21 protein-coding genes and 1 pseudogene are annotated in these 23,239 nt (G+C 71.6%); 12 read left to right on the top strand and 10 right to left on the bottom strand.

The features are described 5' to 3' along the window. Nucleotides 1-73: 73 nt before the first annotated feature. A complete protein-coding gene (locus IEX31_RS00845; RefSeq protein ID WP_188741543.1) occupies nucleotides 74-1,759 on the top strand; it encodes an AMP-binding protein in 1,686 nt (561 codons plus the stop codon). A 6-nt stretch (nucleotides 1,760-1,765) separates the two neighbouring features. Here the strand turns inward: IEX31_RS00845 and IEX31_RS00840 are convergent, their stop codons facing one another. Then, nucleotides 1,766-2,752, bottom strand: a complete 987-nt coding sequence (locus tag IEX31_RS00840; RefSeq protein ID WP_188741542.1) for an NADPH:quinone oxidoreductase family protein — start codon at nucleotides 2,750-2,752, stop codon at nucleotides 1,766-1,768. Between the two features lie 67 nt (nucleotides 2,753-2,819). Here IEX31_RS00840 and IEX31_RS00835 point away from each other — a divergent pair, with 67 nt between their 5' ends. Continuing rightward, nucleotides 2,820-4,019 carry a beta-ketoacyl-[acyl-carrier-protein] synthase family protein gene (locus IEX31_RS00835; RefSeq protein WP_188741541.1) on the top strand — a complete coding sequence of 400 codons (1,200 nt, stop codon included), beginning with the start codon at nucleotides 2,820-2,822 and terminating at the stop codon, nucleotides 4,017-4,019. Nucleotides 4,020-4,120: 101 nt separating this feature from the next. Here the strand turns inward: IEX31_RS00835 and IEX31_RS18590 are convergent. Together IEX31_RS18590 and IEX31_RS00825 are read right to left on the bottom strand one after the other, a co-directional pair. Beyond that, nucleotides 4,121-4,339 (bottom strand): annotated as a pseudogene (locus IEX31_RS18590) (IS3 family transposase); the annotation flags it as partial. A gap of 156 nt (nucleotides 4,340-4,495) precedes the next feature. Continuing rightward, on the bottom strand, nucleotides 4,496-4,936 hold the full coding sequence (locus IEX31_RS00825) for a TetR/AcrR family transcriptional regulator (protein WP_229662009.1): 441 nt from the start codon (nucleotides 4,934-4,936) through the stop codon (nucleotides 4,496-4,498). A gap of 116 nt (nucleotides 4,937-5,052) precedes the next feature. Here IEX31_RS00825 and IEX31_RS00820 point away from each other — a divergent pair, with 116 nt between their 5' ends. Further along, complete coding sequence (locus IEX31_RS00820; RefSeq protein WP_188741538.1) at nucleotides 5,053-5,403, top strand: VOC family protein; 351 nt, start codon at nucleotides 5,053-5,055, stop codon at nucleotides 5,401-5,403. A 79-nt stretch (nucleotides 5,404-5,482) separates the two neighbouring features. Here the strand turns inward: IEX31_RS00820 and IEX31_RS00815 are convergent, their stop codons facing one another. Beyond that, nucleotides 5,483-6,346: a helix-turn-helix domain-containing protein gene (locus IEX31_RS00815; protein WP_188741537.1), complete on the bottom strand. Its 864-nt coding sequence runs from the start codon at nucleotides 6,344-6,346 to the stop codon at nucleotides 5,483-5,485. Nucleotides 6,347-6,406: 60 nt separating this feature from the next. Between IEX31_RS00815 and IEX31_RS00810 the strand changes: the two genes are divergently transcribed. Then, a complete protein-coding gene (locus IEX31_RS00810) occupies nucleotides 6,407-6,817 on the top strand; it encodes a DUF6157 family protein (protein WP_188741536.1) in 411 nt (136 codons plus the stop codon). A gap of 556 nt (nucleotides 6,818-7,373) precedes the next feature. Here the strand turns inward: IEX31_RS00810 and IEX31_RS00805 are convergent. Then, nucleotides 7,374-8,090, bottom strand: a complete 717-nt coding sequence (locus tag IEX31_RS00805) for a ferritin-like fold-containing protein (RefSeq protein ID WP_188741535.1) — start codon at nucleotides 8,088-8,090, stop codon at nucleotides 7,374-7,376. 133 nt (nucleotides 8,091-8,223) lie between these two features. On the opposite strand from IEX31_RS00805, the gene IEX31_RS00800 reads away from it, so the two are divergent. Then, complete coding sequence (locus IEX31_RS00800; protein WP_188741534.1) at nucleotides 8,224-9,702, top strand: DEAD/DEAH box helicase; 1,479 nt, start codon at nucleotides 8,224-8,226, stop codon at nucleotides 9,700-9,702. 42 nt (nucleotides 9,703-9,744) lie between these two features. On the opposite strand, the gene IEX31_RS00795 is transcribed toward IEX31_RS00800, so the two are convergent. Further along, nucleotides 9,745-10,629, bottom strand: a complete 885-nt coding sequence (locus IEX31_RS00795) for a PHP domain-containing protein (protein ID WP_188741533.1) — start codon at nucleotides 10,627-10,629, stop codon at nucleotides 9,745-9,747. A 97-nt stretch (nucleotides 10,630-10,726) separates the two neighbouring features. On the opposite strand from IEX31_RS00795, the gene IEX31_RS00790 reads away from it, so the two are divergent. Then, nucleotides 10,727-11,743: an endonuclease/exonuclease/phosphatase family protein gene (locus IEX31_RS00790; RefSeq protein ID WP_188741532.1), complete on the top strand. Its 1,017-nt coding sequence runs from the start codon at nucleotides 10,727-10,729 to the stop codon at nucleotides 11,741-11,743. Nucleotides 11,744-11,792: 49 nt separating this feature from the next. Continuing rightward, nucleotides 11,793-13,352, top strand: a complete 1,560-nt coding sequence (locus IEX31_RS00785) for an aminopeptidase P family protein (RefSeq protein WP_188741531.1) — start codon at nucleotides 11,793-11,795, stop codon at nucleotides 13,350-13,352. A gap of 119 nt (nucleotides 13,353-13,471) precedes the next feature. Here IEX31_RS00785 and IEX31_RS00780 read toward each other — a convergent pair whose 3' ends face one another. Further along, complete coding sequence (locus tag IEX31_RS00780) at nucleotides 13,472-14,173, bottom strand: YflT domain-containing protein (RefSeq protein ID WP_188741530.1); 702 nt, start codon at nucleotides 14,171-14,173, stop codon at nucleotides 13,472-13,474. Between the two features lie 77 nt (nucleotides 14,174-14,250). Here IEX31_RS00780 and IEX31_RS00775 point away from each other — a divergent pair, with 77 nt between their 5' ends. The 4 genes from IEX31_RS00775 to IEX31_RS00760 are packed head-to-tail and all read left to right on the top strand — an operon-like array spanning nucleotide 14,251 to nucleotide 18,144. After that, a complete protein-coding gene (locus IEX31_RS00775; protein WP_188741529.1) occupies nucleotides 14,251-15,579 on the top strand; it encodes a magnesium transporter MgtE N-terminal domain-containing protein in 1,329 nt (442 codons plus the stop codon). Then, nucleotides 15,566-16,087, top strand: a complete 522-nt coding sequence (locus tag IEX31_RS00770) for a DUF1003 domain-containing protein (RefSeq protein ID WP_229662008.1) — start codon at nucleotides 15,566-15,568, stop codon at nucleotides 16,085-16,087. Before IEX31_RS00775 ends, IEX31_RS00770 begins: the two co-directional genes overlap by 14 nt. Beyond that, nucleotides 16,074-17,252 carry an Mrp/NBP35 family ATP-binding protein gene (locus IEX31_RS00765; RefSeq protein WP_188741527.1) on the top strand — a complete coding sequence of 393 codons (1,179 nt, stop codon included), beginning with the start codon at nucleotides 16,074-16,076 and terminating at the stop codon, nucleotides 17,250-17,252. The genes IEX31_RS00770 and IEX31_RS00765 overlap by 14 nt, the downstream gene beginning before the upstream one ends. Nucleotides 17,253-17,268: 16 nt before the next feature. After that, nucleotides 17,269-18,144 carry a cupredoxin domain-containing protein gene (locus IEX31_RS00760; RefSeq protein ID WP_188741526.1) on the top strand — a complete coding sequence of 292 codons (876 nt, stop codon included), beginning with the start codon at nucleotides 17,269-17,271 and terminating at the stop codon, nucleotides 18,142-18,144. Nucleotides 18,145-18,222: 78 nt separating this feature from the next. On the opposite strand, the gene IEX31_RS00755 is transcribed toward IEX31_RS00760, so the two are convergent. Together IEX31_RS00755 and IEX31_RS00750 are read right to left on the bottom strand one after the other, a co-directional pair. Further along, nucleotides 18,223-19,779 (bottom strand): pyridoxal phosphate-dependent decarboxylase family protein, encoded by a 1,557-nt coding sequence (locus IEX31_RS00755; protein ID WP_188741525.1) that lies wholly within the window; start codon nucleotides 19,777-19,779, stop codon nucleotides 18,223-18,225. Then, a complete protein-coding gene (locus IEX31_RS00750; RefSeq protein ID WP_188741524.1) occupies nucleotides 19,776-21,149 on the bottom strand; it encodes an MFS transporter in 1,374 nt (457 codons plus the stop codon). The genes IEX31_RS00755 and IEX31_RS00750 overlap by 4 nt, the downstream gene beginning before the upstream one ends. 55 nt (nucleotides 21,150-21,204) lie before the next feature. Between IEX31_RS00750 and IEX31_RS00745 the strand changes: the two genes are divergently transcribed. Beyond that, a complete protein-coding gene (locus IEX31_RS00745) occupies nucleotides 21,205-22,755 on the top strand; it encodes a succinic semialdehyde dehydrogenase (RefSeq protein ID WP_188741523.1) in 1,551 nt (516 codons plus the stop codon). 24 nt (nucleotides 22,756-22,779) lie between these two features. Here IEX31_RS00745 and IEX31_RS00740 read toward each other — a convergent pair whose 3' ends face one another. Then, the gene (locus IEX31_RS00740) at nucleotides 22,780-23,172 is read right to left on the bottom strand and encodes a twin-arginine translocase TatA/TatE family subunit (protein WP_188741522.1); all 393 of its coding nucleotides are present in this window, start codon (nucleotides 23,170-23,172) and stop codon (nucleotides 22,780-22,782) included. Nucleotides 23,173-23,239 lie beyond the last annotated feature (67 nt).

Here is a 23,239-nt window from a genome sequence, read left to right as displayed (position 1 = left end):
CTCCCGAACACCACGCAGAGCGAGGTATAGCAACTACACCACCGCAACCGAGGGAGGGCACGTACTCATGACCATGAACACCAGTCAGACCGCTCAGCCGCATGACCTGGGTCCGCACACTGCGGCAGATCGTGACAGGTACTACGCGGAGGGATGGTGGCAGGACCGCGTACTGTACGACTTCCTGGATGCGGGGGCGGCGCAGCATCCGGAGCGCGTGTTCGTCTCGGACGGCACATCGACGGCCACCTACGGCAGTCTCCGCGACGACGTCGTGCGACTCGCGACCGGCCTGAGGTCGCTTGGCGTCGAACGTGGTGACCGCGTCGCTGTGCAGCTGCCCAACTGGGTCGAGTTCGCGACGATCATGCTCGCCTTGTCCCGCCTCGGCGCGGTCCTCGTGCCGATCATGCCGATCTTCCGGCAGGAGGAGGTCGGCTACATCCTGCGCCACTCGGAGGCGGTCGTCGTGATCGGCCCGGCGTTCTTCCACAAGTTCGCCTACGGCGCGCTGTATCAGGAGCTGCTTCCGAGCGCGCCGGCGCTGCGCGATATCGTGCTCGTGCGTTCGGACGACCCCGTGCTTGCGGACGACTTCATCGCGTTCGACACCTTGTTCGCCGACGGCGACGTCGGAGAGCTGGATGCGGCGCTCGGTGGCACGGCGACGGCCGACGATGGATTCCTCCTCGTCTACACCTCCGGCACGACCTCCCGCCCGAAGGGGTGCTATCACACGTTCAACACGATGCACGCGGCCGCGAGAGGGATCATCGACCTGCTCGGGATCACCCCGGACGACGTCGCCTTCAACCCGTCGCCGGTGGCGCACTCGACGGGTCTGGAGACCGGGATCGTCTTGCCGCTGATCGCGGGCGCCGGGACCCATTTCCAGCCGGAGTGGAACGCCGAGGAGGGGCTGCAGCGCATCGAACGGTACGGCTGCACGTTCACCTTCACCGCGACGACCTTCCTGAGCACGGCGATGGAGGCCTATCAGGAGGGTCGGCACGACGTCTCGACCATGCGCTACTGGGTCTGTGCGGGCGCGCCGATCCCCGGCCCGGTCGTGCAAGCCGCGCGCGCGTTGTTCCCGACGATCTCGGTCCTGAGCCTGTACGGGCGCTCCGAGAACTTCGCCACGACGATGTGCGGGCCGGACGATGCGCCCGAGCGCTCGGTGACCTCGGACGGCCGCGTCGTTCCGGGCGGGGTCCTGAAGGTCGTCGGCCCCGACGACACCGAAGTGCCGATCGGCGAGGAAGGGGACCTCGCGTTCCGTGGTCCCTCGCTCATGCTCGGCTACTACCGGGAGCCCGCTGAGACCGAACTCACCTACACGCCCGACGGGTTCTCGAAGTCCGGCGACCTCGGCTACGTCGACGAGGCCGGATACGCGCGGGTGAGCGGCCGTGTGAAGGACATCATCATCCGCGGCGGTCTGAACATCAGCGCTCGCGAGGTCGAGGATCTGCTCAGCGGCCACCCGGGGATCCGCGCGATCGCGGTCGTCGCGATGCCGGACCCGCGGGTGGGCGAGAAGGCGTGCGCATTCATCGTCGTGAACGAGGGCCACGATCTGACGCTCGAAGTGGTGACCGGCTTCCTGCTCGAGCGACGTGTCGCGGTGCAGAAGCTGCCCGAACGTCTGGAGATCGTGGACGCTCTGCCCATGACCGCCGTCGGCAAGGTCCGCAAGAACGTGCTGCGCGAGGTGATCGCGGAGAAGCTCACGGTGGAGGGCGTCATCCGGGCCTGATCCGGCTCAGGTCGAGACGTCCACGACCACCTTGCCGATCGTCGTGCCGCGCTCGACGAGCCGTACCGCGTCGGCGGCGCGATCGAACGGGAGCCTCGCCCCCACGTGCGGGTGGAGCATCCCCGTGTCGAGGAGCCGCTGGACGGCGTCGCGGACCATGACGAGCGTGCCCGGATGCTCCCGGTCCATGGTGTCCGCCGAGATGCCGGTGATCGTGAGGTTGCGCAGCAGCAGGCGGTTCACGCGAACCTCGGGGATGCCTCCGCCGACGAATCCGATCACGACGAGGGTGCCGCCGATCCGCAGCGCACGCAGGGAGTCGGTGAATCGGTCGCCGCCGACCGGATCGAGCACCGCGTCGACGCCGCGCCCGCCGGTGAGTTCGCGCACCCGCTCGAGCCACGCGCTATCGCTGCGGACGACCGCCCACGCGCCGGCCCGCTCGGCGAAAGCCGCCTTCGCGTCACTGGAGACCACGGCGATGGCACGCGCGCCGAACTGCGCTGCGAGGTCGAGCGCCGCGGCACCGACGCCGCCGGCGGCGCCGTGGACGAGAACGGTCTGCCCGGGCTGGACTGCGGCGCGATGGTAGGCGTACCAGGCGGTCGAGTAGTTGAGGTACACGGCGGCGCCCTCGGCGAACGACACCGAGTCGGGCAGGCGGATCGTGTACTCGGGAGCGACGAGACAGCGCTCGGCGAGCGCACCCCAGAAGACGATGCCGGCGACCCGGTCACCCGGGGCGAATCCGGAGGCCGGATCCGCCTCCCGAACCACCCCGGCGGCCTCGCTCCCGGGCGTGTAGGGCGGCGGCGCGCCGTACTGGTAGGCGCCGCGCGACTGGAGCACGTCGATCGGGGACAGACCAGCCGCACGAACGTCGACGAGCACCCGCAGCCCGCCCGCCCGCCCGTGGCTGCCGGCCGGCTCGAGCACGTCGCCGACGTGGATCGCGTCGGGGCCGTCGAGTCGGTTGACGACGAACGCGCGCATCCCGCTCCTCCCTCGCCGTGCGGGGCCGGACGAACCTTCCCGGTCTGCCACCGCATAGGGTGATTGTATGCGAGTCGCGATCACCGGCTTCGGCGCGGTCACCCCAGTCGGCGGCGATGCCGCGTCCACGTGGGCCGCACTCCTCGATGGACGGTCGGGGGTGACGGAGCTCGACGAGCCGTGGGCGGAGCAGTTGCCGGTGCGGCTGGCGGCGACCGTCGGCGCCGAGGCGTTGGCCGGGCTCACCGTGCGCGAGCAGCGTCGCATGGACCGGGTCGAGCAGTTCGCGATCCTCGCGGGGCGCGAGGCCTGGCGGCACGCGGGAAGTCCGGAGGCGGACCGTGATCGTGTCGCCGTCGTGATCGGCTCGGCGATCGGCGGCCTGACGAGCATGCTCGAGCAGTCCGCGCGTCTCAGGGATGCCGGTCCGCGCCGGGTCTCGCCGCACACCGTGACGATGATGATGGGCAACGGCGCGGCGGCATGGCTCTCCATGGCCGTCGGCGCGCGGGCCGGCGCGCGCGCGCCCGTGAGCGCCTGCGCGTCCGGCTCCGAGGCCATCCTGATGGCGAGGCAGATGATCCTGGCGGGAGACGCCGACCTCGTGCTCGCGGGCGGCGCCGAGGCGTGCGTGACCGATCTCACCCTTGCCGCGCTCGCGCAGACCGGCGCCCTCTCCACGCGCAACGACGATCCGACGGCGGCCTCCCGCCCGTTCGCCGTCGGCCGCGACGGCTTCGTGCTCGGCGAGGGCGCCGGGGTGCTCGTGCTCGAACGGGAGGACCATGCCCGGGCGCGGGGCGTCCCCATCCATGCCTTCCTGGAGGGAGCCGCGCTCACCTCCGACGCATTCGACATCGTGGCCGCCGACCCGGAGAACCAGGCGCGCACGATGTCGCTCGCGCTGCGTTCGGCCGGGCTGGCCCCCGACGACATCGCGTTCGTGCACGCGCACGCAACCTCGACCCCGCTCGGCGACGCGAACGAGAGTCGCGCCATCGCGGCGGCGCTGGGCCGCACGACGGTCACCTCGACGAAGTCGATGGTCGGCCACCTGCTCGGGGCATCCGGCGCACTCGGTGCCATGGTCGCGGCGCAGGCGCTGCGCGACGGCCGGGTACCCGGGACGATCAACGCGGACGAGCTCGACCCGGAGATCGAGGTCGATGTCATCCGGAGCACGCGCGAGGGCGACTTCCCGGCGGCGCTCGTCAACGCGTTCGGATTCGGCGGCCACAACGTCTCGCTCGTGCTGACGCGGGCCTGACGGGCTCGGGGAAGCGCTCAGGCGGTCGCCGCGCCCAGACCCTGGTCGCGCTTCTCGGCGGGCGGGAATGCTGAGGCTTTGGTTGACTCGGTTCCGTCTGCCGCCCATGTGACGGCGTCCTTCATGATGGTCTCGAACTCGATGGGGGTCAACTTCCTGAGTCGGCGTTGTCGGCGGCGGCTATGGTAGCGGGCCTCGATCCAGTGCACGATCGCGAGCCTGAGTTGCTTGCGGGTGGCCCAGGAGTGCTGGTTCGGGACGTTCTTCTGCAGGAGTGAGGAGCCTTCCATCGCGGCATTGCCGGATGCTCGCAGGATACGCGGCGTACGCACGAGAAGCTCCGAGCGACACTCTTCCTGACTGAAATACCAGATGTGGGTGTCAAGCGAGGTATCGAGGTGTGCGGCGGCGCACCGGAGGCTGTGAATCACATGGAGTGCTTCGGTGTCGTTGGCTCCAGCCACGCAGCGGCTCTGTCAGGGTCCGATCGCTGCCAGCGCGGCACGGGCCTGCGCGGAGTCGGCCCCGTCGGCGACCGCGGCGAGAGCCTCCCGCCAGGCGGCTGCCAAGACACGGCCGAGCAGCGGGGACGTGCTGTGCGCGGCGAGCAGTTCGGTAAGCCGGTCGCGCTCCGCCCCGGCGGGTGGGGTGCCGAGCAGCCGTGGGAAGCCTTCGCGCACCGCGAAGTCGAAGCCGACGAGCAGTGCCGAGCGGACGCCTGCCGTCGGCTCGGCCGCGGCATCGGCCGCTCCCTCCATCCGGTCTAGCAGGCGCCGCTCCACATCCGCCCGCACGAACTCGTACAAGCCGAGCTTGCTGCCGAAGTGGTGGTAGATCGCTCCGGTTGTCACCCCAGCGTCAGCCGCGAGCGCGCCGACCGTGACCTCGTCGAACGAGCGCGTGCCGAACTGCCGCACTGCGGCCAGAGCGAGCCTGCCCCTCGGGGAAGTCGATATCGGAATCCACTCGCGCATGGTCACATAATGCCGTTATGCTCTCAGCATATCGAGTTACGACACGGAAAGGGTCCACCATGAAGCTCGAGTTCTTGTTCGTCCCGACCGCCGACCTCGGCGCCTCGCTGGCCCTTTATCGCGACGGGCTCGGTTTCACAGAGTTGTGGCGTGAGGGCGACACCACCGTCGCATTGGCCCTGCCCGGCTGTGAGGTTCAGATCATGCTCGACGCGAATGACCCGACTGCGCCGGTCGGCCCGATCTTCGTGGTCGAGTCCGTCGCCACGTTCCACGCCAACCGTCCGGGCGCCCTGGTCGTGGTCGAGGAACCGGCCGCGATTCCCGGCGGCTTCCAAGTGACCTACCGCGAACCGGGCGGGGCCACGATCCAGGTCATCGACCAGTCGACTGACGCGGCCTCAGAGTAGCGCCAACGTGGGCCCGAGCCAGGAGCGGGCTGGTTTTCGTCGGGCGACTCGCCGCCGCTCGCGTGGACGCCTGAGGATGTCACCGTGCGCGAAGTTCCGTCAGACGCCGACGATAGCCGCCTGGTGTGATCCCGGCGACGGCCCGGAAGTCGGCCGTAAGGTGGGACTGGTCGGCGTAGCCGAGTTCGGCGGCGATGGCTGCGAGGCTTGCATCGGGTCTTGTTGCGAGAGCGAGTGCGACTTCCTGAAGTCGGATGCGTCGGCTGATCCATTTCGGGCCGTGCCCGACCGTGTCCATGAGCGCGCGCTCGACGGTGCGCTCGCTGACGCCGAAGTGCTGCGGGAGCGTTGTCCCCGTCCGGTGGCGGACACGGGCGCGAAGCTCATCGAGCACCGCATTCGCGAGCAGTCCTTTCTCCGATACCGGCTGCTCGATCAGCAGGCCGGCGACTACTCGCTCGGCGGAGCGGGCGCGCTCGGCAGGGGTCGGCGTGGTCGCGACCTCCCGCATGAACTCGTACAGGCGCGCATCGAGCGAAGGGGTCACTGGGATCGTCGCGTCCCTTACTGATGAGGGAGCGAGGTCGCTGACGATCGCAAGCCCAGCCGGTCGCAGGCGGATCGCGAACACCCGCCCTCGGCCGTGGATCATGCGCCGCCAGGCGCCGGTCTGCACGCCGGTCACGACCAGCGGGGCGGGCGTGTCGCCGTCCTCGATGGTCACCGTAACGGCGGGCAGATCGATGATCCGCTGATCGGCGCTCTCGCCGTCAGGGAACGCCCAGGAGACGTGCCAGAACTGATCGACTACGGCGTCGACCTCCGCGGCCGGGGCGATCCAGTTCGCGGCATAGCGTTCGAGATTGTCGGGCAGCAGCACGCCGGAACGCTCGTCCGGCAGGATTGGGCGATCCTCGGCCTGTCGTGACGAGTGATCGGTCATGGCATCCAGCCTGTCGGAAATCTCCTAGCCCAGCACTCGCGCGTCCGCCATGTTCGAGGTATGGGCACCACGAACTACTCGAACACCTTCATCCAGGTGGCTGAGGACTGTCCAGTTCAGGAGGCGCAGGAGCCCCCGGTCGGCGGCGAGGCTCCGACGATCGCGGAGTTACAGCACCGGCTCATCGTCGATCACACCTATGAGTTCACCTCCGACGATGTGCTGTTCGCCGTGCACGCGATCCGCCAGGACATCCCAGACGACGCGAGAGCACGGGAACGAGAAGCGTTCTTCGCCAGGGATCAGGCGTGCCTGCGCTCGTCTCCATTGGGCAAGCGGTACGGATGGGGCGTCCACCACAACGACGACGGCCGGATCGCCCTCGTCCCGCTCGGCTCAGACGAGTACCTTGCTTTGGCCGCCGATCCTGGCGTGAAGCAACTCAAAGCGATGCGTTCCAAGCGCACCTGAGGTCGACCGCTCATGTTCGACGCCCTCGCGCAGCTCAACTGGCTCGCCATCGCACTCGCAACGCTCGCCTACTACCTCCTCTGACCCAGATCCGCGGGTAGTAACTACTCGCGGATCTGGGTCTGAGCAGTCTGGTTCTCCCCGCTGCTCGGCGAGGCGTGGGACCGGTCCATCGGATACGAACGAGCCCGGGGCAGCCGCTTCGGGCTCGCCCACTTCGTCGTCCCGCTGGGGAGCTCACTGCTCGTGTCCCCAGCGATGGCGATCCTCATCACCGTGCTCGCCCCCTCACCATCGCGGAATCACTTGCGCTCGGAGTCATTGTCGGCCTCGGCGTGGCAGCCGCGATATCGGTCAACAACGGCCTGACACCACACACGCCACGACCCTTTCTGTTCGGCGCCGTCACGGGCGGCTACCACCTCGTCGGGATCGTGATGGTCTCCGCGACCATCGGAGCCTTCGCCACCACTTGACCTGGCTTATCCGAACGACCGTCTTGGGTGCGAGTCCTCCGGTGCCTAGTCGCGTGTCGCTCCTAGTCCGTGAGGCCGAGCTACGCCGTGAGCCCGAGCGCGTCCATGCGACGCGTGTGGTCGGCGATGAGCTCGGTGAACACGGGCTCCACCTGCTCGCCGGTCCGCACCGAGGCATCCGCCCCGCTGAGCGCCGACCGCGCGACCAGGAGGGTGTCGCCCACGAGGCTGCGCCCCCAGAGGGCGAGCCGGTCGGCAAGGCCTGGATGGCCCTGGATCGCCGAACGCAGTTCGGATTCCAGCACCACCGACGCACCCTCCTCATCGAGGATGGCGCGCACGCGCGCGCCGAGCTCGACCGGCAGACCCTCTGCGAGGCGCGAGAAGAACGAGTCGAGCATGCCGGCGGTGATGTGGATGCCGAGCAGCAGCTCGTACCAATCGGCTCCCGCCGTCGCCTGGCGGAACCGGTCGGTGGCCGGCGCGAACGGCGCCATCACGTCGTCGGGTTCAACGTCGAGCCGGCGGAGCTCCGCGATGAGCGCGTGGTGCTTGCGCAGCGCGACGCCGGCGGCCGCGCTCAGCCCCTCCTTCGACGGCAGGGTCGGGGCGGTGGCCACGGCCTTCGCGAGCCCCTCGAAGAACTCGAGCTGGATGTAGGCGGCCTGCCCGAGGAAGGGCACGGGCTCCGGTACGAGCTCGTGGAAGTCGACGCGCGCGAGGTCGGTCGGCGCGACGCGCGGACGCTGGCGCGGCGTCTCGGGACGCGGGCCGCGTCGATTCGTCCGGAACACCACGGGCACAGCCTATCGGAGGCTCTCAGGGAGTCTCCGATAGGCTGGAGGTGCCATGCGGGCGTTGGACCCGCGGCCGTGCGCCTGAAGTCGAGACGAGGCGCACCCTCATCAGCGACATTCGACAGGCAGATCTTTGACCACTTTCAGTGACCTCGGCGTCGCGTCCGACATCGTCGACGCCCTCGCCGGGAAGGGCATCACCGATGCCTTCCCCATCCAGGAACAGACCATCCCCCTCGCCCTCTCGGGCCAGGACATCATCGGGCAGGCCAAGACCGGCACCGGAAAGACCTTCGGGTTCGGCCTTCCCATCATCCAGCGACTCGGCGACGACCCCGGACCCGGAGTCAAGGTGCTCGTCGTCGTGCCCACGCGGGAGCTGTGCGTGCAGGTCACCGAGGACCTCGAGCTCGCCGCCTCGAACCGCCCGACGAAGATCGTCTCGATCTACGGCGGCAAGGCGTACGAGGGCCAGATCGAGCAGCTCAAGGCCGGCGCGCAGATCGTCGTCGGCACCCCGGGGCGCCTGCTCGACCTCGCGTCGCAGCGCCTCCTCTCGCTGGCGAACGTCAGCGAGATGGTGCTCGACGAGGCCGACAAGATGCTCGACCTCGGCTTCCTCCCCGACATCGAGAAGATCATGGCGCAGACGCCGGGCACGCGTCACACGATGCTCTTCTCGGCCACCATGCCGGGTCCCATCGTCGCACTGGCCCGTCGATTCATGACCCGGCCGATCCACATCCGCGCGACCGATCCCGACGAGGGCCTCACCCAGGCGAACATCAAGCACCTCGTCTATCGGGCGCACTCGCTCGACAAGGACGAGGTGATCGCGCGCATCCTGCAGGCCGACGGCCGCGGCAGGACCGTCATCTTCACGCGCACGAAGCGTGCGGCGGCCAAGCTCGTCGAGGAGCTGAACGACCGCGGCTTCAATGCCGCGGCGGTGCACGGCGACCTCAACCAGGACCAGCGCGAGCGGGCCATGGCGGAGTTCAAGGCGGGCAAGAAGGACGTGCTCATCGCCACGGATGTCGCGGCACGCGGCATCGACGTCGACGACGTCACGCACGTCATCAACCACACCATCCCCGACGATGACAAGGCGTACCTGCACCGCGTCGGCCGCACGGGCCGTGCGGGCAAGACCGGCATCGCCGTCACGTTCGTCGACTGGGACGACCTGCACAAGTGGGCACTGATCAACCGGGCGCTCGACTTCGGGCAGCCCGAGCCGACCGAGACGTACTCGTCGAGCCCTCACCTGTATTCCGATCTCGACATCCCCCAGGGCACCAAGGGCCGCCTGAAGCCCACGGCCACGGCCGCACCGGCGCGTTCGAGCGTCGCGGGCCGCAGCGAGGGCCGTGCCGAGGGCGACGCCGAGCGCGCGCCGCGTTCGCGTTCGCGCCGGCGCACGCGCGGCGGCGCGCCGACGGGCGAGCCGGTCGCCACGGGCGAGAAGGCCGACACGGCGGCGGTCGCGAAGGAGCCGGGTACCGGAACGCACGACGGCAAGGGCTACGAGCACCACGACGGCAACGCCGCGCCGCGCCGTCGCCGTCGTCGTCGCGGCGGTTCGGCCGGCGGGTCCGCGCCTGCGGCGTGACGCGCCGGGTGACGCCCGCCGGGTGACGCCCGTGGAGACCGGCTACCGCGCGACCGGCTCAGGCACGACCGGCGCCGCGCCGCGCCCCTCGCCGATGATCCGCTCGACCACCTCGGGTGCGGTGCGGCATTCGCCGAGCACGTTCGGCTTGCCCGCACCGTGGTAGTCGCTCGACCCCGTGACGGCGAGGCCGAACCGGCGCGCGAGCTCGCGCAGTCGCGGCTTCGCGTCCTCACGGTTCTCGGGGTGGTCGATCTCGAGGCCGAACAGGCCCGCGTCGACGAGACGCCTCAGTCGTTCGGGCGGCATGATCCGTTCGGCGCCACGCGTGCCGGGGTGGGCCAGCACCGGCACGCCACCGGCCGCGCGGATGAGCCGCACGCCCGTGAGCGGGTCGGGCGCGTAGTGCGGCTGCGCGTAGCCGGCGTCCGGATCCAGGATGCCGGCGAATGCCGCCGACCGCGTGGCCACGTGTCCGCGGGCCACGAGCGCGTCGGCGATGTGCGGGCGCCCGATGGTGGCGCCCTCCGTGGTCTGGGCGAGCACGTCGTCCCAGCTCAGCTCGTAGTCGCGGCCGATGCGGCGCACGATCTCCTCGGCACGCGTGAGCCGGGACTCGCGGATGTGGGCCGTCTCGGCGAGGAGCGCTTCGTCCAGCGGGTCGATGAGGTAGCCGAGCACGTGCACGCTCATGAACCCCTCGCGCGTGGAGAGCTCCATGCCCGGGATCAGCACCACGCCCGTCTCGGGCACGGCGGCCGCGGCCTCGGCCCATCCGCCCGTCGAGTCGTGGTCGGTGAGGCCGATCCCCCAGAGTCCCGCCGCCGCAGCCTGCCGCATCAGCGTCGCCGGCGACTGCGTTCCGTCCGAGACCGTCGAGTGCGTGTGCAGGTCGGCTTCACCGGCGGCGACGGGGGTCTCGGACACCCCTTCATGCTAGTCGCGGCATCCTCACCGCCGACTCCCAGCCGACCCGGGGCGAGGCCCCGGCCGGAGCAGGGCGTGCTCGCCTAGGGTTGGTGGAATGCTCCGCTTCCTCGGCTGGATGGTCGTCCTCGGCACGGCCGCGCTCGCCGCCGTGCTGGTGTGGCCGCAGGGCGTCGGGCTCCAGAACCAGTGGATCGCCGCCCACGTCGTCGCCCTGCGGGGCGCGGCCGCCGTGGGCGGCTTCATCTTCGCGGCGGCGTTCACGCTCTTCGCGATCCCGCGACCCACGCGCCGGTTCGGCATCGCCATGGCGATCGTCCTCGCGCTCTTCGCCGCGGGCAACGTCGCGGCGCTCGCCACGCGCGGCGCGAGCGGAACGGATGCCGCGGCCGGCGAGGCATCCGTCACCGTCATGTCCTGGAACACCCTCGGCGAGGTCCCTGACGCCACCGGCATCGCCGCGCTCGCACTCGAGGAGGGGGCGGACGTGATCGTGCTGCCCGAGACCACGGGCCCGCTCGGCGAGGAGGTCGCGATCGCGATGCGCGACGGCGGAAGCCCGATGTGGGTGCACACCGTGGCCTTCGACGAGGTCGCCAAGGCTCGATCGACGACTATCCTCATCTCGCCCGAGCTGGGCGACTACACCGTCACGTCGGAACTCGTGCCGGGTCCGCCCGGCAACACCAACACGCTGCCGTCGATCGTCGCCGACCCGGTCGACGGCGACGGCCCGCGCATCGTCGCCGTGCACGCCGTCGCGCCCATCCGCTGGGAGCTCCGCAACTGGCGCAGCGACCTCGACTGGCTCGCCGAGCAGTGCGCGGGCGAGAACGTCATCATGGCGGGCGACTTCAACGCCACCGTCGACCACTTCGCCGGCCGGGGCGTCGACGGCGGCGACCTCGGACGATGCCGGGATGCCGCGGTCGTGGCCGGCGCCGGGGCGATCGGCACGTGGCCGACGTTCCTGCCGAAGCTGCTCGGGAGCCCGATCGACCACGTCCTGGCGACGCCCGGATGGCGGGTCGACGCGTTCCACGTCATCGGCGAGGTCGACGGTTCGGGCAGCGACCACCGCCCCGTGGTGGCGACGCTGAGCCCCGCCGGGTAGCGCGCAACGGGCGGCATCCGCTCATCGGTGCGGTGCGAGAATGGACGGCATGGCGAACACGACCGACACGAGCACCTCGACCGCGCGCCCCTCGTTGGAGGACGACGAGCGGAACGCGAGCCGCTCGACGACGCCCTCGTCGGAGGGCTTCAAGCGGTACATCGGCGATGGCTGGGCCGAGCGCGACGAGTCGCTGCCGGCGGCGCGCGAGCAGGCGTCGTTCGCCGCGGCACGGCGCTCGAAGGTCTCGGCCGCGTTCACCGGGATCCGCCTGATCATCCCGGCCGGCGACATGAAGCAGCGTGCCAACGACACCGACTACCCGTTCCGCGCCCACTCGGCGTTCGCGCATCTCACGGGCTGGGGCGCCGACTCCGAGCCGGGCGCGGTGCTCGTGCTCGAGCCGAACGGCGACGCCCACGACGCCACGGTGTACTTCCGCGAGCGCGCCGGGCGCGACACCGAGGAGTTCTACGCCGACGCCTCGATCGGCGAGTTCTGGATCGGTCCGCGCCCCTGGCTCGCGCACGTCGCCGCCGACCTCGGCATCGCCACGCGCGCGATCGCCGACTTCGACCACGTGATCGACTCGGTCGACACCGCCACGCTCGTGCTGCGCGAGGCCGACCAGGCGGTCACCGACCGCGTCGACCGCGCGCGCATCCGGTACGCCGCCGAGGCGGCCCTGTCGACGAATGCGACGGATGCCCCGTTCTCGCTCGAGGTCGGCGCCCAACACGAGCCCGACGCCGAGCTCGCGCGCGTGCTGTCCGAGCTGCGACTCGTGAAGGACGGGTTCGAGGTCGCCGAGCTGCGCGCCGCGATCGACGCGACGGCGCGCGGGTTCACCGAGGTGCTCTCGGAGCTGCCCCGCATCACCGCCGAGGTGCGCGGCGAGCGCGTCATCGAGGGCGTCTTCGCAACGCGCGCCCGAATCGAGGGCAACGACGTCGGCTACGGCTCGATCGCGGCGGCCGGCCCGCACGCGACCATCCTGCACTGGACCCGCAACGACGGCCCCGTCGTGCCGGGCGACCTCGTGCTCCTCGACGCGGGCGTCGAGCGCGACACCTACTACACGGCCGACATCACGCGCACGTTCCCGGTGAACGGCACGTTCTCGGCCGTGCAGCGCCAGGTGTACGAGGCGGTGCTCGAGGCAGCGGATGCCGCGTTCCAGGTCGTGAAGCCCGGCGCGATCTTCCGCGAGGTGCACGCCGCCGCCATGGAGGTCATCGCGCGGAAGACCGCCGAGTGGGGCTTCCTGCCCGTCTCCGCCGAGGAGTCGTTGCAGCCCGAGAATCAGTTCCACCGCCGCTACATGGTGCACGGCACGAGCCATCACCTGGGCCTCGACGTGCACGACTGTGCGCAGGCGCGGCGCTCCATGTACCTGGACGGCGTGCTCGAGGCGGGCATGGTGTTCACCATCGAGCCGGGCCTGTACTTCCAGCCCGACGATCTCACGGTGCCCGAGGAGTTCCGCGGCATCGGCGTGCGCATCGAGGACGACGTCCTCGTCACCGACGGCGGGGCGGAGAACCTGTCCGCGGCGATCCCGCGCACGGCCGACGAGGTCGAGGCGTGGGTGCGCGGCGCCGCGAGCTGACGCCCTCACGCTTCGTACGCCACTTCGGCGGCCTCCGCACCAGCACAACTGGCGCAGCGCCCGCGCAAGTGGCGCAGGCAGGCGGTCACGGGCGCGTCAGGCCCGGGCGGTGCGGCGTGTCAGGACCCACTCGCGTCGCGTCGCTCACGGGCGGCGCGACGCGCCGCGTCCTGGGCCTCGCCGTACGTGCGGCCGCGCGGCTCGTCTGGCTTGGCCGGCGCCTCGGATGCCTCCGGCCGATCGTCGGCCGGGGGCGGCGTGGCGGTCGGCGGCGTGGGTTCGGAGGCCGGACCGGCCTCTGGTGCGGCGGACGGCACGCCCGCGGCCGCGACATCCGTGGTTCCGAGCACCTGCCGCGCCCGCGTGACGTGTGCGGGTTCCGCGACGATCGAGTACCGGGTCGCGAGCACCTGGGCGATCGACGTGAAGTCGCGGCGCCGCCGGTTCACCGAGTACGAGACCACGCTGAAGATCATGCCGAATCCCGCACCGATGAGGATCGCGGCGCCGAGGATGCCGAGCGAGGCGCCGGTCGGCGCGAAGATGAAGAACAGCAGGCCGAGGAAGGTGCCGAACCAGGCGCCCGACAGGGCACCGGCACCTGCGGCTCGACCCCAGCTGAGGGTGCCCGTGATGCGCTCGACGCTCGTGAGGCCGGTGCCCACGATCGCGAGTTCCCTCACGGGGAACGCGGCCTTCGCGAGCGCGTCGACGGCGGCCTGGGCCTCGGCGTAGGTCTCGAAGCTCGCCACGGTCTCGCCCTTCGGCAGGGTCGGGTACGCGCGCGCCGTACGGCCGCCGAACGGGGATTGGTTGCTCACGTGGCCATTCTCCCATGGGGCGCGCGCCGACACCCGGAACCGGCCGGGAATCCGGCTTCGGGGGCTAAGTTGGTGGTGTGAGTGCCACGAGAGTCTTCGTCGCCCGACTCGCCGGGTGCGCGGTCTTCGACCCCGCCGGCGACCGGGTCGGCAAGGTGCGCGACGTCCTCGTCGTGTACCGCAAGAACGACCCTCCGCGCGTGGTCGGACTCATCGTCGAGATCCCCGGCAAGCGCCGGGTGTTCCTCTCGATCGGGCGCGTCACGTCGATCGGCGGTGGCCAGATCATCACGACGGGCCTCATCAACCTGCGTCGCTTCGAGCAGCGCGGCGGCGAGGTGCGCGTGATCGCCGAGATGCTCGGTCGCAAGGTGGTCTTCAACGATGGCTCCGGCCAGGCGACCATCGAGGACGTCGCGATCGAGGAGCGCGAGCCCGGCGAGTGGGAGGTCGACCAGCTCTTCGTGCGCCGCCCCAAGGGCGCCTCGCCGTTCTCGAAGGGGCAGTCGGCGTACGTGACGTGGCGCGAGGTGCGCGAGTTCACGGCGAAGGGCGAGGCGCAGTCGGCCGAGCAGCTCATCGCGACCTACTCCGAGCTGAAGCCCGCCGACCTCGCGAACACGCTGCTCGACCTGCCGCCGCAGCGCCGGCAGGAGGTTGCCGCCGAACTGCCCGACGACCGGCTCGCCGACGTGCTCGAGGAGATGCCCGAGTCAGATCAGGTCGACATCCTCGCGAAGCTCGGCGACGACCGCGCGGCCGACGTGCTCGACCACATGCAGCCCGACGACGCGGCCGACCTCATCGCCCAGCTCCCCGAGGAGCGCGGCGAGCACCTCCTCGAGCTCATGGAGCCCGAGGAGGCCGACGACGTGCGGTTCCTCCTCTCCTACGGCCCCGACACCGCCGGGGGGCTCATGACGACCGAGCCGATCATCGTCTCGGCCGATGCGACCGTGGCCGAGGGGCTCGCCCTCATCCGGCGGCACGACCTCCCACCGGCGCTCGGCGCCGCGGTGTGCGTCACCCTGCCGCCGTACGAGCCGCCGACGGGACGCTTCCTCGGCCTCGTGCACTTCCAGCGGATGCTCCGCTACCCGCCGCACGAGCGGCTCGGCACGCTCATCGACCAGGGCCTCGAACCCGTACGCGCCGACACCTCGGCCGCAGAGGTCAGCCGCATCCTCGCGAGCTACGACCTCGTCTCGGTGCCGGTCGTCGACGAGAAGCACCGACTCGTCGGGGTGGTGACGATTGACGACGTGCTCGACTACCTCCTGCCAGATGACTGGCGAAGTCATCCCGAGGAGACCGAGGTGGGGCGCCGCGCCGCGGCGCGCGCACAGCTGACCACGGGAAGCATCCCGATCCCGCATGGAAGGAGGGCAGGAGATGGCACGCGTTGACGTCGAGAACCGCCGGTTCGACATCCCGAAGGGCATCCGCCGATCGCCCGCCTTCCGCGGATCGGGCGACAATGACCGATTCGGCCGCTTCACCGAGTGGGTCGCCCGCGCGATGGGGACACCGGGCTTCCTCCTGGGACTGTCGCTCTTCGCGATCGGCTGGATGGCCTGGAACACGTTCGCGCCCGAGCCGCTGCGATTCGACTCGATCGCGATCGGATTCACGGCGCTCACGCTCGTGCTCTCGCTGCAGGCCTCCTACGCCGCCCCGCTCATCCTGCTCGCACAGAACCGGCAGGACGACCGCGACCGCGTGCAGATCGAGCAGGACCGCCAGCGCGCCGAACGCAACCTCGCCGACACCGAGTACCTCGCCCGTGAGGTGGTGGCGCTCCGCCTCGTCGTGAAGGAACTGGCGACGAAGGACTTCATCCGCGCCGAGCTCCGGGCCGCGCTGGAGGACCTCGACCGGCAGCCCGACGAGGAGACCGAGCATGCCGGGCGCTGACGCCACGGCGATCGAGCAGGGGGTCCGCGCCGCACTGACGGGCGTCATCGATCCCGAGATCCGCAAGCCCATCACCGAACTCGACATGGTCGATTCGGTCGCGGTCGACGACGACGGCCGGGTGCAGGTCGGCATCCGGCTGACGATCGTCGGATGCCCCGCCAGCGACCGCATCGAACGCGACGTGCGGCAGGCGGCCGAGACGGTCGCCGGGCCGGGCCGGGCCGACGTGTTGCTCACCGTGATGACACCCGAGCAGCGCCAGGCCCTCACGGAGCGCCTGCGCGGCGGCCGCGCGGCGCGCGGCAACCCGTTCGGCCCGGGCACCCTCACCCGCGTGGTCGCGATCACGAGCGGCAAGGGCGGGGTGGGCAAGTCGACGATCACCGCGAACCTCGCGGTCGCGCTCGCCGCGCGCGGCCTCACCGTCGGGCTCGTCGACGCCGACGTGCACGGCTTCTCGATCCCGGGACTGCTGGGCCTCGTCGACGAGCACGGCACCGCCGCCCGCCCGACGCGCGTCGACGACATGATCCTGCCGCCGGTCGCCCACGGCGTGAAGGTCATCTCGATCGGCATGTTCGTGGAGCCCACCGAGCCCGGCGGCCGCGCGTCCTCGGTGGCCGTGGCGTGGCGCGGTCCGATGCTGCACCGCACGCTCAACCAGTTCCTCACCGACGTGTACTTCGGCGACCTCGACGTGCTCCTGGTCGACCTGCCGCCGGGCACGGGCGACGTGGCCATCTCGCTCGGGCAACTGCTGCCGAACGCCGAGGTCGTCGTCGTCACGACGCCGCAGCCGGCCGCGGCCGACGTCGCCGAGCGGTCGGGAGTCGTCGCGCGCCAGACCGGCCAGCGCATCGTGGGCGTCGTCGAGAACATGGCGGGGTTCGCCGGGCCCGACGGCGGCGTCGTCGAGTTGTTCGGCTCGGGCGGCGGCGCGCTCGTGGCCGAACGGCTCTCGGAGGGTCAGCCCGAGCCGGTGCCGCTGCTCGCGAGCGTGCCGCTCAGCATCGCACTCCGCCAGGGCGGCGATGCCGGTACCCCCGTGGTCGTCTCGGCGCCCGACGATCCGGCCGCGCGCGCGATCGAGCAGGTGGCCGAGCACCTCGCCAACCTCCCCCGCTCACTGGCCGGCCGCCGGCTCGACGTGTCGGTGCGGTGACCGGCCGGTGAGTCGGATGCCCCGCGCCCACCGCCTCCGCTCACTCGCGCTCGTCGCCGCCCTCGCGATCGTGCCGCCCCTGCTCGCGGGGTGCGCGTCGCCCACCGCCGCACCCGCGATGCCCGAGAGGCTCGCGGTCTCCATCAGGCAGGGCCGCCTCGACGTGCCGGCCGGCCGGCTCGTCGTGCGGTTCGAGAACCACGGCCCGACGCCGGTCACGATCGAGTCGTTCATCGTCGAGTCCCCGACGCTCGAGTCCGGTCTCGAGCGATCGGAACCGATCGAGCTCGACGCCGATGACGCCGTCGACATCCGGCTCGACCTGACGGCGAGCGTCTGCGACGCCGCGCCCGGCCCGGTCGAGGTCGACCTCGTCCTCCGCACCGCCGACGGCACGACCGAGGGGCGGCTCACGGCGGACGACCCGTTCGACACGGTCGCCCGGGCGAACGGCGCGGACTGCCTCGGCGAGTCGGTCGCGGCCGTCGCGGCGCTCGTCATGCCCGAGCACCTGCGCTCGACCGGCGCCGGCCCCGACCGGCGCGCGTTCATCGACGTGCGGTTCGAGCCCGTGCCCGGCACGCACGGATCGATGCGCATCGAGCGCGTCTACGGCACGACGCTCCTGAACGCCGAGGACGGCATCGACTGGACCCTCGGCCTCGACGTCGCGGCAGGCGATGCGCCGTTCACGATCAGCCTTCCGGTGCGGCCCGCGCGCTGCGACGCGCACGCCATCGCCGACGACAAGCGGGGCACGATCCTCCCCTTCGAGGTCGCGACCGACGACGGCCGGGCGGGTCGTCTCGACGTGCCCGCCGACAACGGGCTGAAGGCGGAGCTGTACGCCTACTACGGCGAGCGCTGCGGCCTCGACGCCCCCGCCGGCTGACGGGCTGCGCATCGAGAAGTCGCGGATGCCGGGTCGCACCCTGCAAACGCGACGTTTCGATGGGCGCGGGAGCCGCGGTCAGTCGCGCGGCTCGACGACGCGCGCGAGCAGCTCGATGAGCAGCCGCTCGGTGAGCGGGCCGGGCAGGGCCTCGACGAGGGCGAGCACGGGCGCCATCCGGTCGGGCAACGCTCCGCCCGCCCCGCCCGCCCCGTCGCCGCCGAGGAGGCCGAACGCCCGGAGGAGCGCGGCCGCGCCGTCGGAGTCGATGCCCGCGGATGCCGCGGAGAGCGCCTCGGAGCCGCCCGGCAGCTGCGCGGCGAGCCCGGCCACGAGCTCGCGCCCGTCGACCGCGGGCACGCCGCGCACCCGCTCGGCGGCGTCCACGAGCGCGCCCGCGAGCTCCCCCACCACGGCGTCCGTGACGGGCGTCACGGTGAAGTGCGTCGTGTGCGGCAGGCGGGTGCCGTCGGACTGGATGCGGCCGGGCTGCAGCTGCACGTGCCAGCCTGCCTCGCGCGCGGCATCCGCCCAGTGGTGCGGGTCGACCCGTCGGTCGACCGGGACCCGGTCGTCGACGGCGACGGCGAAGAGCGGACCGGTCGGCGCGCCGACGATGCGGAGACCCTCGGTGGCGTCGATCACCTCGCGAAGCTCGCGGGTGGCGGACGCCGCCTGTGACGTGAGCTCAGCGAAGCCGTCGTGGCCGAGCACCCGCGTGATGGCCCAGGCCGCGGCGAGCGGCCCGGCGGGTTTCGAGCCGGCCATCGTGGGGTTCACGACGGGGTAACCCGGCCAGTCGGTGGTCGCGAAGTACTGGTGCCGCTGCCGGTCGCGGCCGCGCGTGAGGAGCACCGACACGCCCTTGGGGGCGTAGCCGTACTTGTGCAGGTCGGCCGACAGGCTCGTGACCCCGGGCACCCGGAAGTCCCAGTGCGGCAGGTCGTCGGGCCAGAACGCGAGCGCGAACCCGCCGATGCAGGCGTCGACGTGCAGGGCGATGCCGCGCGACGCCGTGATCGCGGCGACGTCGGCGATGGGATCGAGGGTCGCGAACGGGTACGACGGGGCGCTGAGCACGACGAGGGCGACATCGTCGCCGAGCCGGTCCTCGATCGCGGCGGGAGGCGGCGCGCCCGTGGCCGGCTCGACGGGCACGAGGTCGAGCTCGAGGCCGAAGTAGTGCGCCGCCTTGTGGAACGCCGCGTGCACCGTCGTTGGGGCCACGATCCGGGGCGTGCGCGTCGTTCCGGCGCGTGCGACGCGCCAGACGTCGCGCGCCGTCTTGACGGCGAGCAGGCAGCTCTCGGTGCCCCCCGACGTGACCGAGCCGACCACGACGTCGTCGGCGCCGGCCTCGCTGGCGCCGACCTCGGCCGCGTCGCCGTGGAAGACCCGCCGCGCGAACCCGACGACGGCCGACTCCATGGCGGCGACCGACGTGAACGTGGTCGGGTCGAGGCCGTTCACCGCCTGCACGAGCCGGGCGGCGCGCGCGGCGAGCTCGTCGAGCTCTGGAAGCCCGGAGTCGTAGACGTACGAGAGCACGCGACCGCCGTGCGTGGGGGCGTCGGCGAGAAGCAGCGCCTCGAGCTCCGCGAGGACGTCGTCGGGGTCCCGCTCGAACGCGCTCACCGCAACGCCGCCCGTGCCACGGCATCCGCGTCGATATCGCCCTTGCGCAGCGGGTACCGGCGCAGCGACACCAGGCTCATGAGCACGAGCGCCGCCGGCAGCAGGCTGAAGGCCACCGTGATGCCGGCGATGGCGGCATCGGGCTGGGCGACGACCGCCGCGCCCACGGACTCGACGTACCCCGTGACGGCGAGCACGATCGTGAAGAGCGTCGCGCCGAGCGCCATTCCCGCCGTCTCGCCGGCCGTCCACACGCCGCCGAAGCTGCCCGCGCGCCCGTCGCCGTGACGCCTGGCGTCGTGCGAGATGACGTCGGGCAGCATGGCCATCGGCAGCGACTGCATGCCCGCGTACGCGGCGCCGGCCAGCGCCACCGGTCCGTAGACCCACGGTCCGGGCGCCCACAGCATGCCGACGAGGCTCGCGGACGCGACGGCGAACAGCACGCCGGCGAACAGGAAGCCCCGCTCCTTGCCGACGCGCCGGGCCACCCGTTCCCACGCCGGGGCGCACACCACGGCGGGCGCGATGAGCGCGACGAACAGCGCCGTGACGAGGCGCTCGTTGCCAAGCACCCAGGTGGCCACGAACTGCGCGCCGGCGAGCATGGCCCCCGTGGCGAGCCCCTGCAGCACGAAGGCGGTGAGCAACGCCCGGAACGGCGCGCTCCGCCGCATCGCGGCGATTCCCTCGGCGTAGCCGGCCCGGATGCTCCGTGCGGGCGCGGCATCCGGTACCGCAACGCCGCGTGCGGCCGTCGCCGTCGCAACGAGCATGCCTGCGCCGATCACGACGCCCGCGACGAGGGCCATCACGAGGTAGCCGAGGCGCTCGTCGCCGGGGAAGGCGGCGCGGATCTCGGGCCCGCCCGCCCCGAACAGCAGGATCGCGACGGTCAGCACCACGACGCGCCACGTGAGGAGCCGCGTGCGTGCGTCGTAGTCGCCGGTCAGCTCGGCGGGCAGCGCGATGTACGGCACCTGGAACAGGCTGAACGCGGTGGCGGTGGCGAGGAACGCCACGAAGACCCAGACGGCGGATGCCGCGGGCACGAGCCCGGCCGGCACGGCGAACGTCAGCAGGAACCCGACCGGCAGCGCGATCGCGCCGATCGTCATCCACGTGCGCCGCGTGCCGGTGCGTGCGAGCGCCCGGTCGCTGCGCTCGCCGATCCAGGGATCGATGACGACGTCCCACACCTTGGCGGCCGTGACCACCAAGCCTGCGACGAGGGCCGTGATCCCGAGCGTGTCGGTGAGGTAGTACACGAGCACGAGTCCGGGCAGCGTCGCGAAGCCGCCCGTGCCGATCGAACCGATCGCATACCGGGTGACGACGCCGCGGGAGAGGGGTTGCTCCGGTGCGGTCATGGTGGCAGTGTACTCATCCCGCGGAGAAGTGGGTCAACTGACCTAGACTGTGCCCATGCGCGCCCCTACGGCCTCCCCCGAACTGTTCGCACGCCTCGCCGACGACGTCGTCGCCTCGGGCTCGGAGTCGATCGCCATGCGTTCGCCGCTCGACGGCGAGGGCATCCACGACCTCCCCCGCTCGAGCGCCGACGACGTGCGCGACGCGGTCGCGCGGGCGCGCCTCGCGCAGCTCGCGTGGGCACGAGCGGGATTCGCCGAGCGGCGCCGGGTGCTCCTCCGGGCGCACGACCTGCTGCTCGACCGGCGCGAGCTGCTGTTCGACCTCGTCCAGCTCGAGAGCGGAAAGACGCGCGGGCAGGCGCTCGAGGAGGTCTTCCAGTCGGCGTCGGTCACGCGGTACAACGCGCTGTCGGCGCGCCGCGTGCTCCGCCGCCGTCGCCGCCGCTCGGGCGTCCCGCTCGCCATGACGACCCGGGTCCGCTATCGGCCGAAGGGGGTCGTCGGCGTCATCACGCCGTGGAACTTCGCGCTGAGCCTCGCCGCGATGGATGTCGTGCCCGCGCTCGCGGCCGGATGCGCGGTCGTGCAGAAGGCGGACGACCAGGGCGCGCTCACCATCCTCGCGCTTCGACGTGCGTTCATCGACGCGGGCGTGCCCGAGGCCCTCTGGGCCGTCGTGACCGGCACGGCCCACGAGGTCGGCGAGGCCCTCACCGACCACGTCGACTACGTCTGCTTCACCGGCTCCACGGCGGTCGGCCGCCGGATCGGCGAGAAGGCCGGGCGTCGCCTCATCGGCGCCTCGCTCGAGCTCGGCGGCAAGAACCCCCTCATCGTGCTCGACGACGTCGACCCCGAACGGGCGGCGGCGGATGCCGCGTACGCGTGCTTCTCGGCCATGGGACAGCTGTGCGTGTCGATCGAGCGCCTCTACGTGCACCGCGCCGTCGCCGGCGAGTTCACGCGCGCCCTCGTCGAACGCCTCCGCACGTCGACGCTCGGCTCGGCGTACGATTACACGATCGACTTCGGATCCCTCACGAGCGCCGAGCAACTCGCGAACGTCGAGGCGACGCTCGACGACGCGATCGCCAAGGGCGCCACCGTGCTGGTCGGCGGCCGGCATCGCCCCGACCTAGGACCGTGGTTCTACGAGCCGACGGTCCTCACCGGCGTCACGCCCGAGATGCGGGTGTACGCCGAGGAGACCTTCGGCGCGATCGTCTCGCTCTACCTCGTCGACACCGAGGACGAGGCGGTGCTCGCCGCGAACGACAGCGAATACGGGCTGAACGCCTCGGTGTTCACGCGATCGGCACGCCGCGGCCGGCGCGTGGCCGAGGCGCTCGAGGCGGCGAGCGTCAATGTCAACGAGGGATACCGGGCCAGCTTCGGCTCGGTGGACGCGCCCATGGGCGGGCTGAAGGCCTCCGGCCTCGGCCGCCGCAACGGCCCAGAGGGTCTGCTCCGCTTCGCGGACGCCATCACGGTGTCGCGGGCGACGGGCCTCATCCAGCTGCCCCGCACGGGGCGGGAGTACGGCGCCCTCGCCGAAGCCTTCGTGCTGCTCGCCCGGGTGCTGCGCGCGGTGCGCCTGCGCTGACGGGTGTCGATCGAGCGGACCGGGTCAGGTCGCCTCGGAGTCGAACGGCGCGGCCTCGTCGGCGCCGAGTGCCTCGAGCTTGCGCTTGCGCTGGAGGTAGGCGGAGTTCTCATTGACCGCCGCCCGTGCCACGACGGGCTTCGCGGGCTCGGCGAACGGGTCGATATCGCTGAGCGCCTCGCGGATGATGCGACGCGGGTCGTACTGGCGCGGGTCCATCTTGCGCCAGTCGACATCGTCGAAGTCGGGGCCCATCTCCTCCTTCACGCGCGACTTCGCTCCGTTCGCCATGTCACGCAGCGAGCGCACGAGACGGCCGAGTTGCGCCGCGTAGTGGGGCAGGCGGTCGGGTCCGAGCAGGAAGACGGCGATCACCCCGATGATGAGGAGTTTCTCGAACGTCAGACCGAACACCACTACAGGATAGTCGGCGGCGAGGCGTGCGGACGCCGTGTTCGCGAGGCCCGTAGGCTATGGGGTCGAG

Origin of the sequence: Agromyces bauzanensis (genome assembly GCF_014645655.1) — a bacterium.
Classification (GTDB): domain Bacteria; phylum Actinomycetota; class Actinomycetes; order Actinomycetales; family Microbacteriaceae; genus Agromyces; species Agromyces bauzanensis.
The sequence above is the reverse complement of the archived record's forward strand: the minus strand, read 5'-3'. Positions and strand labels throughout refer to the sequence as shown.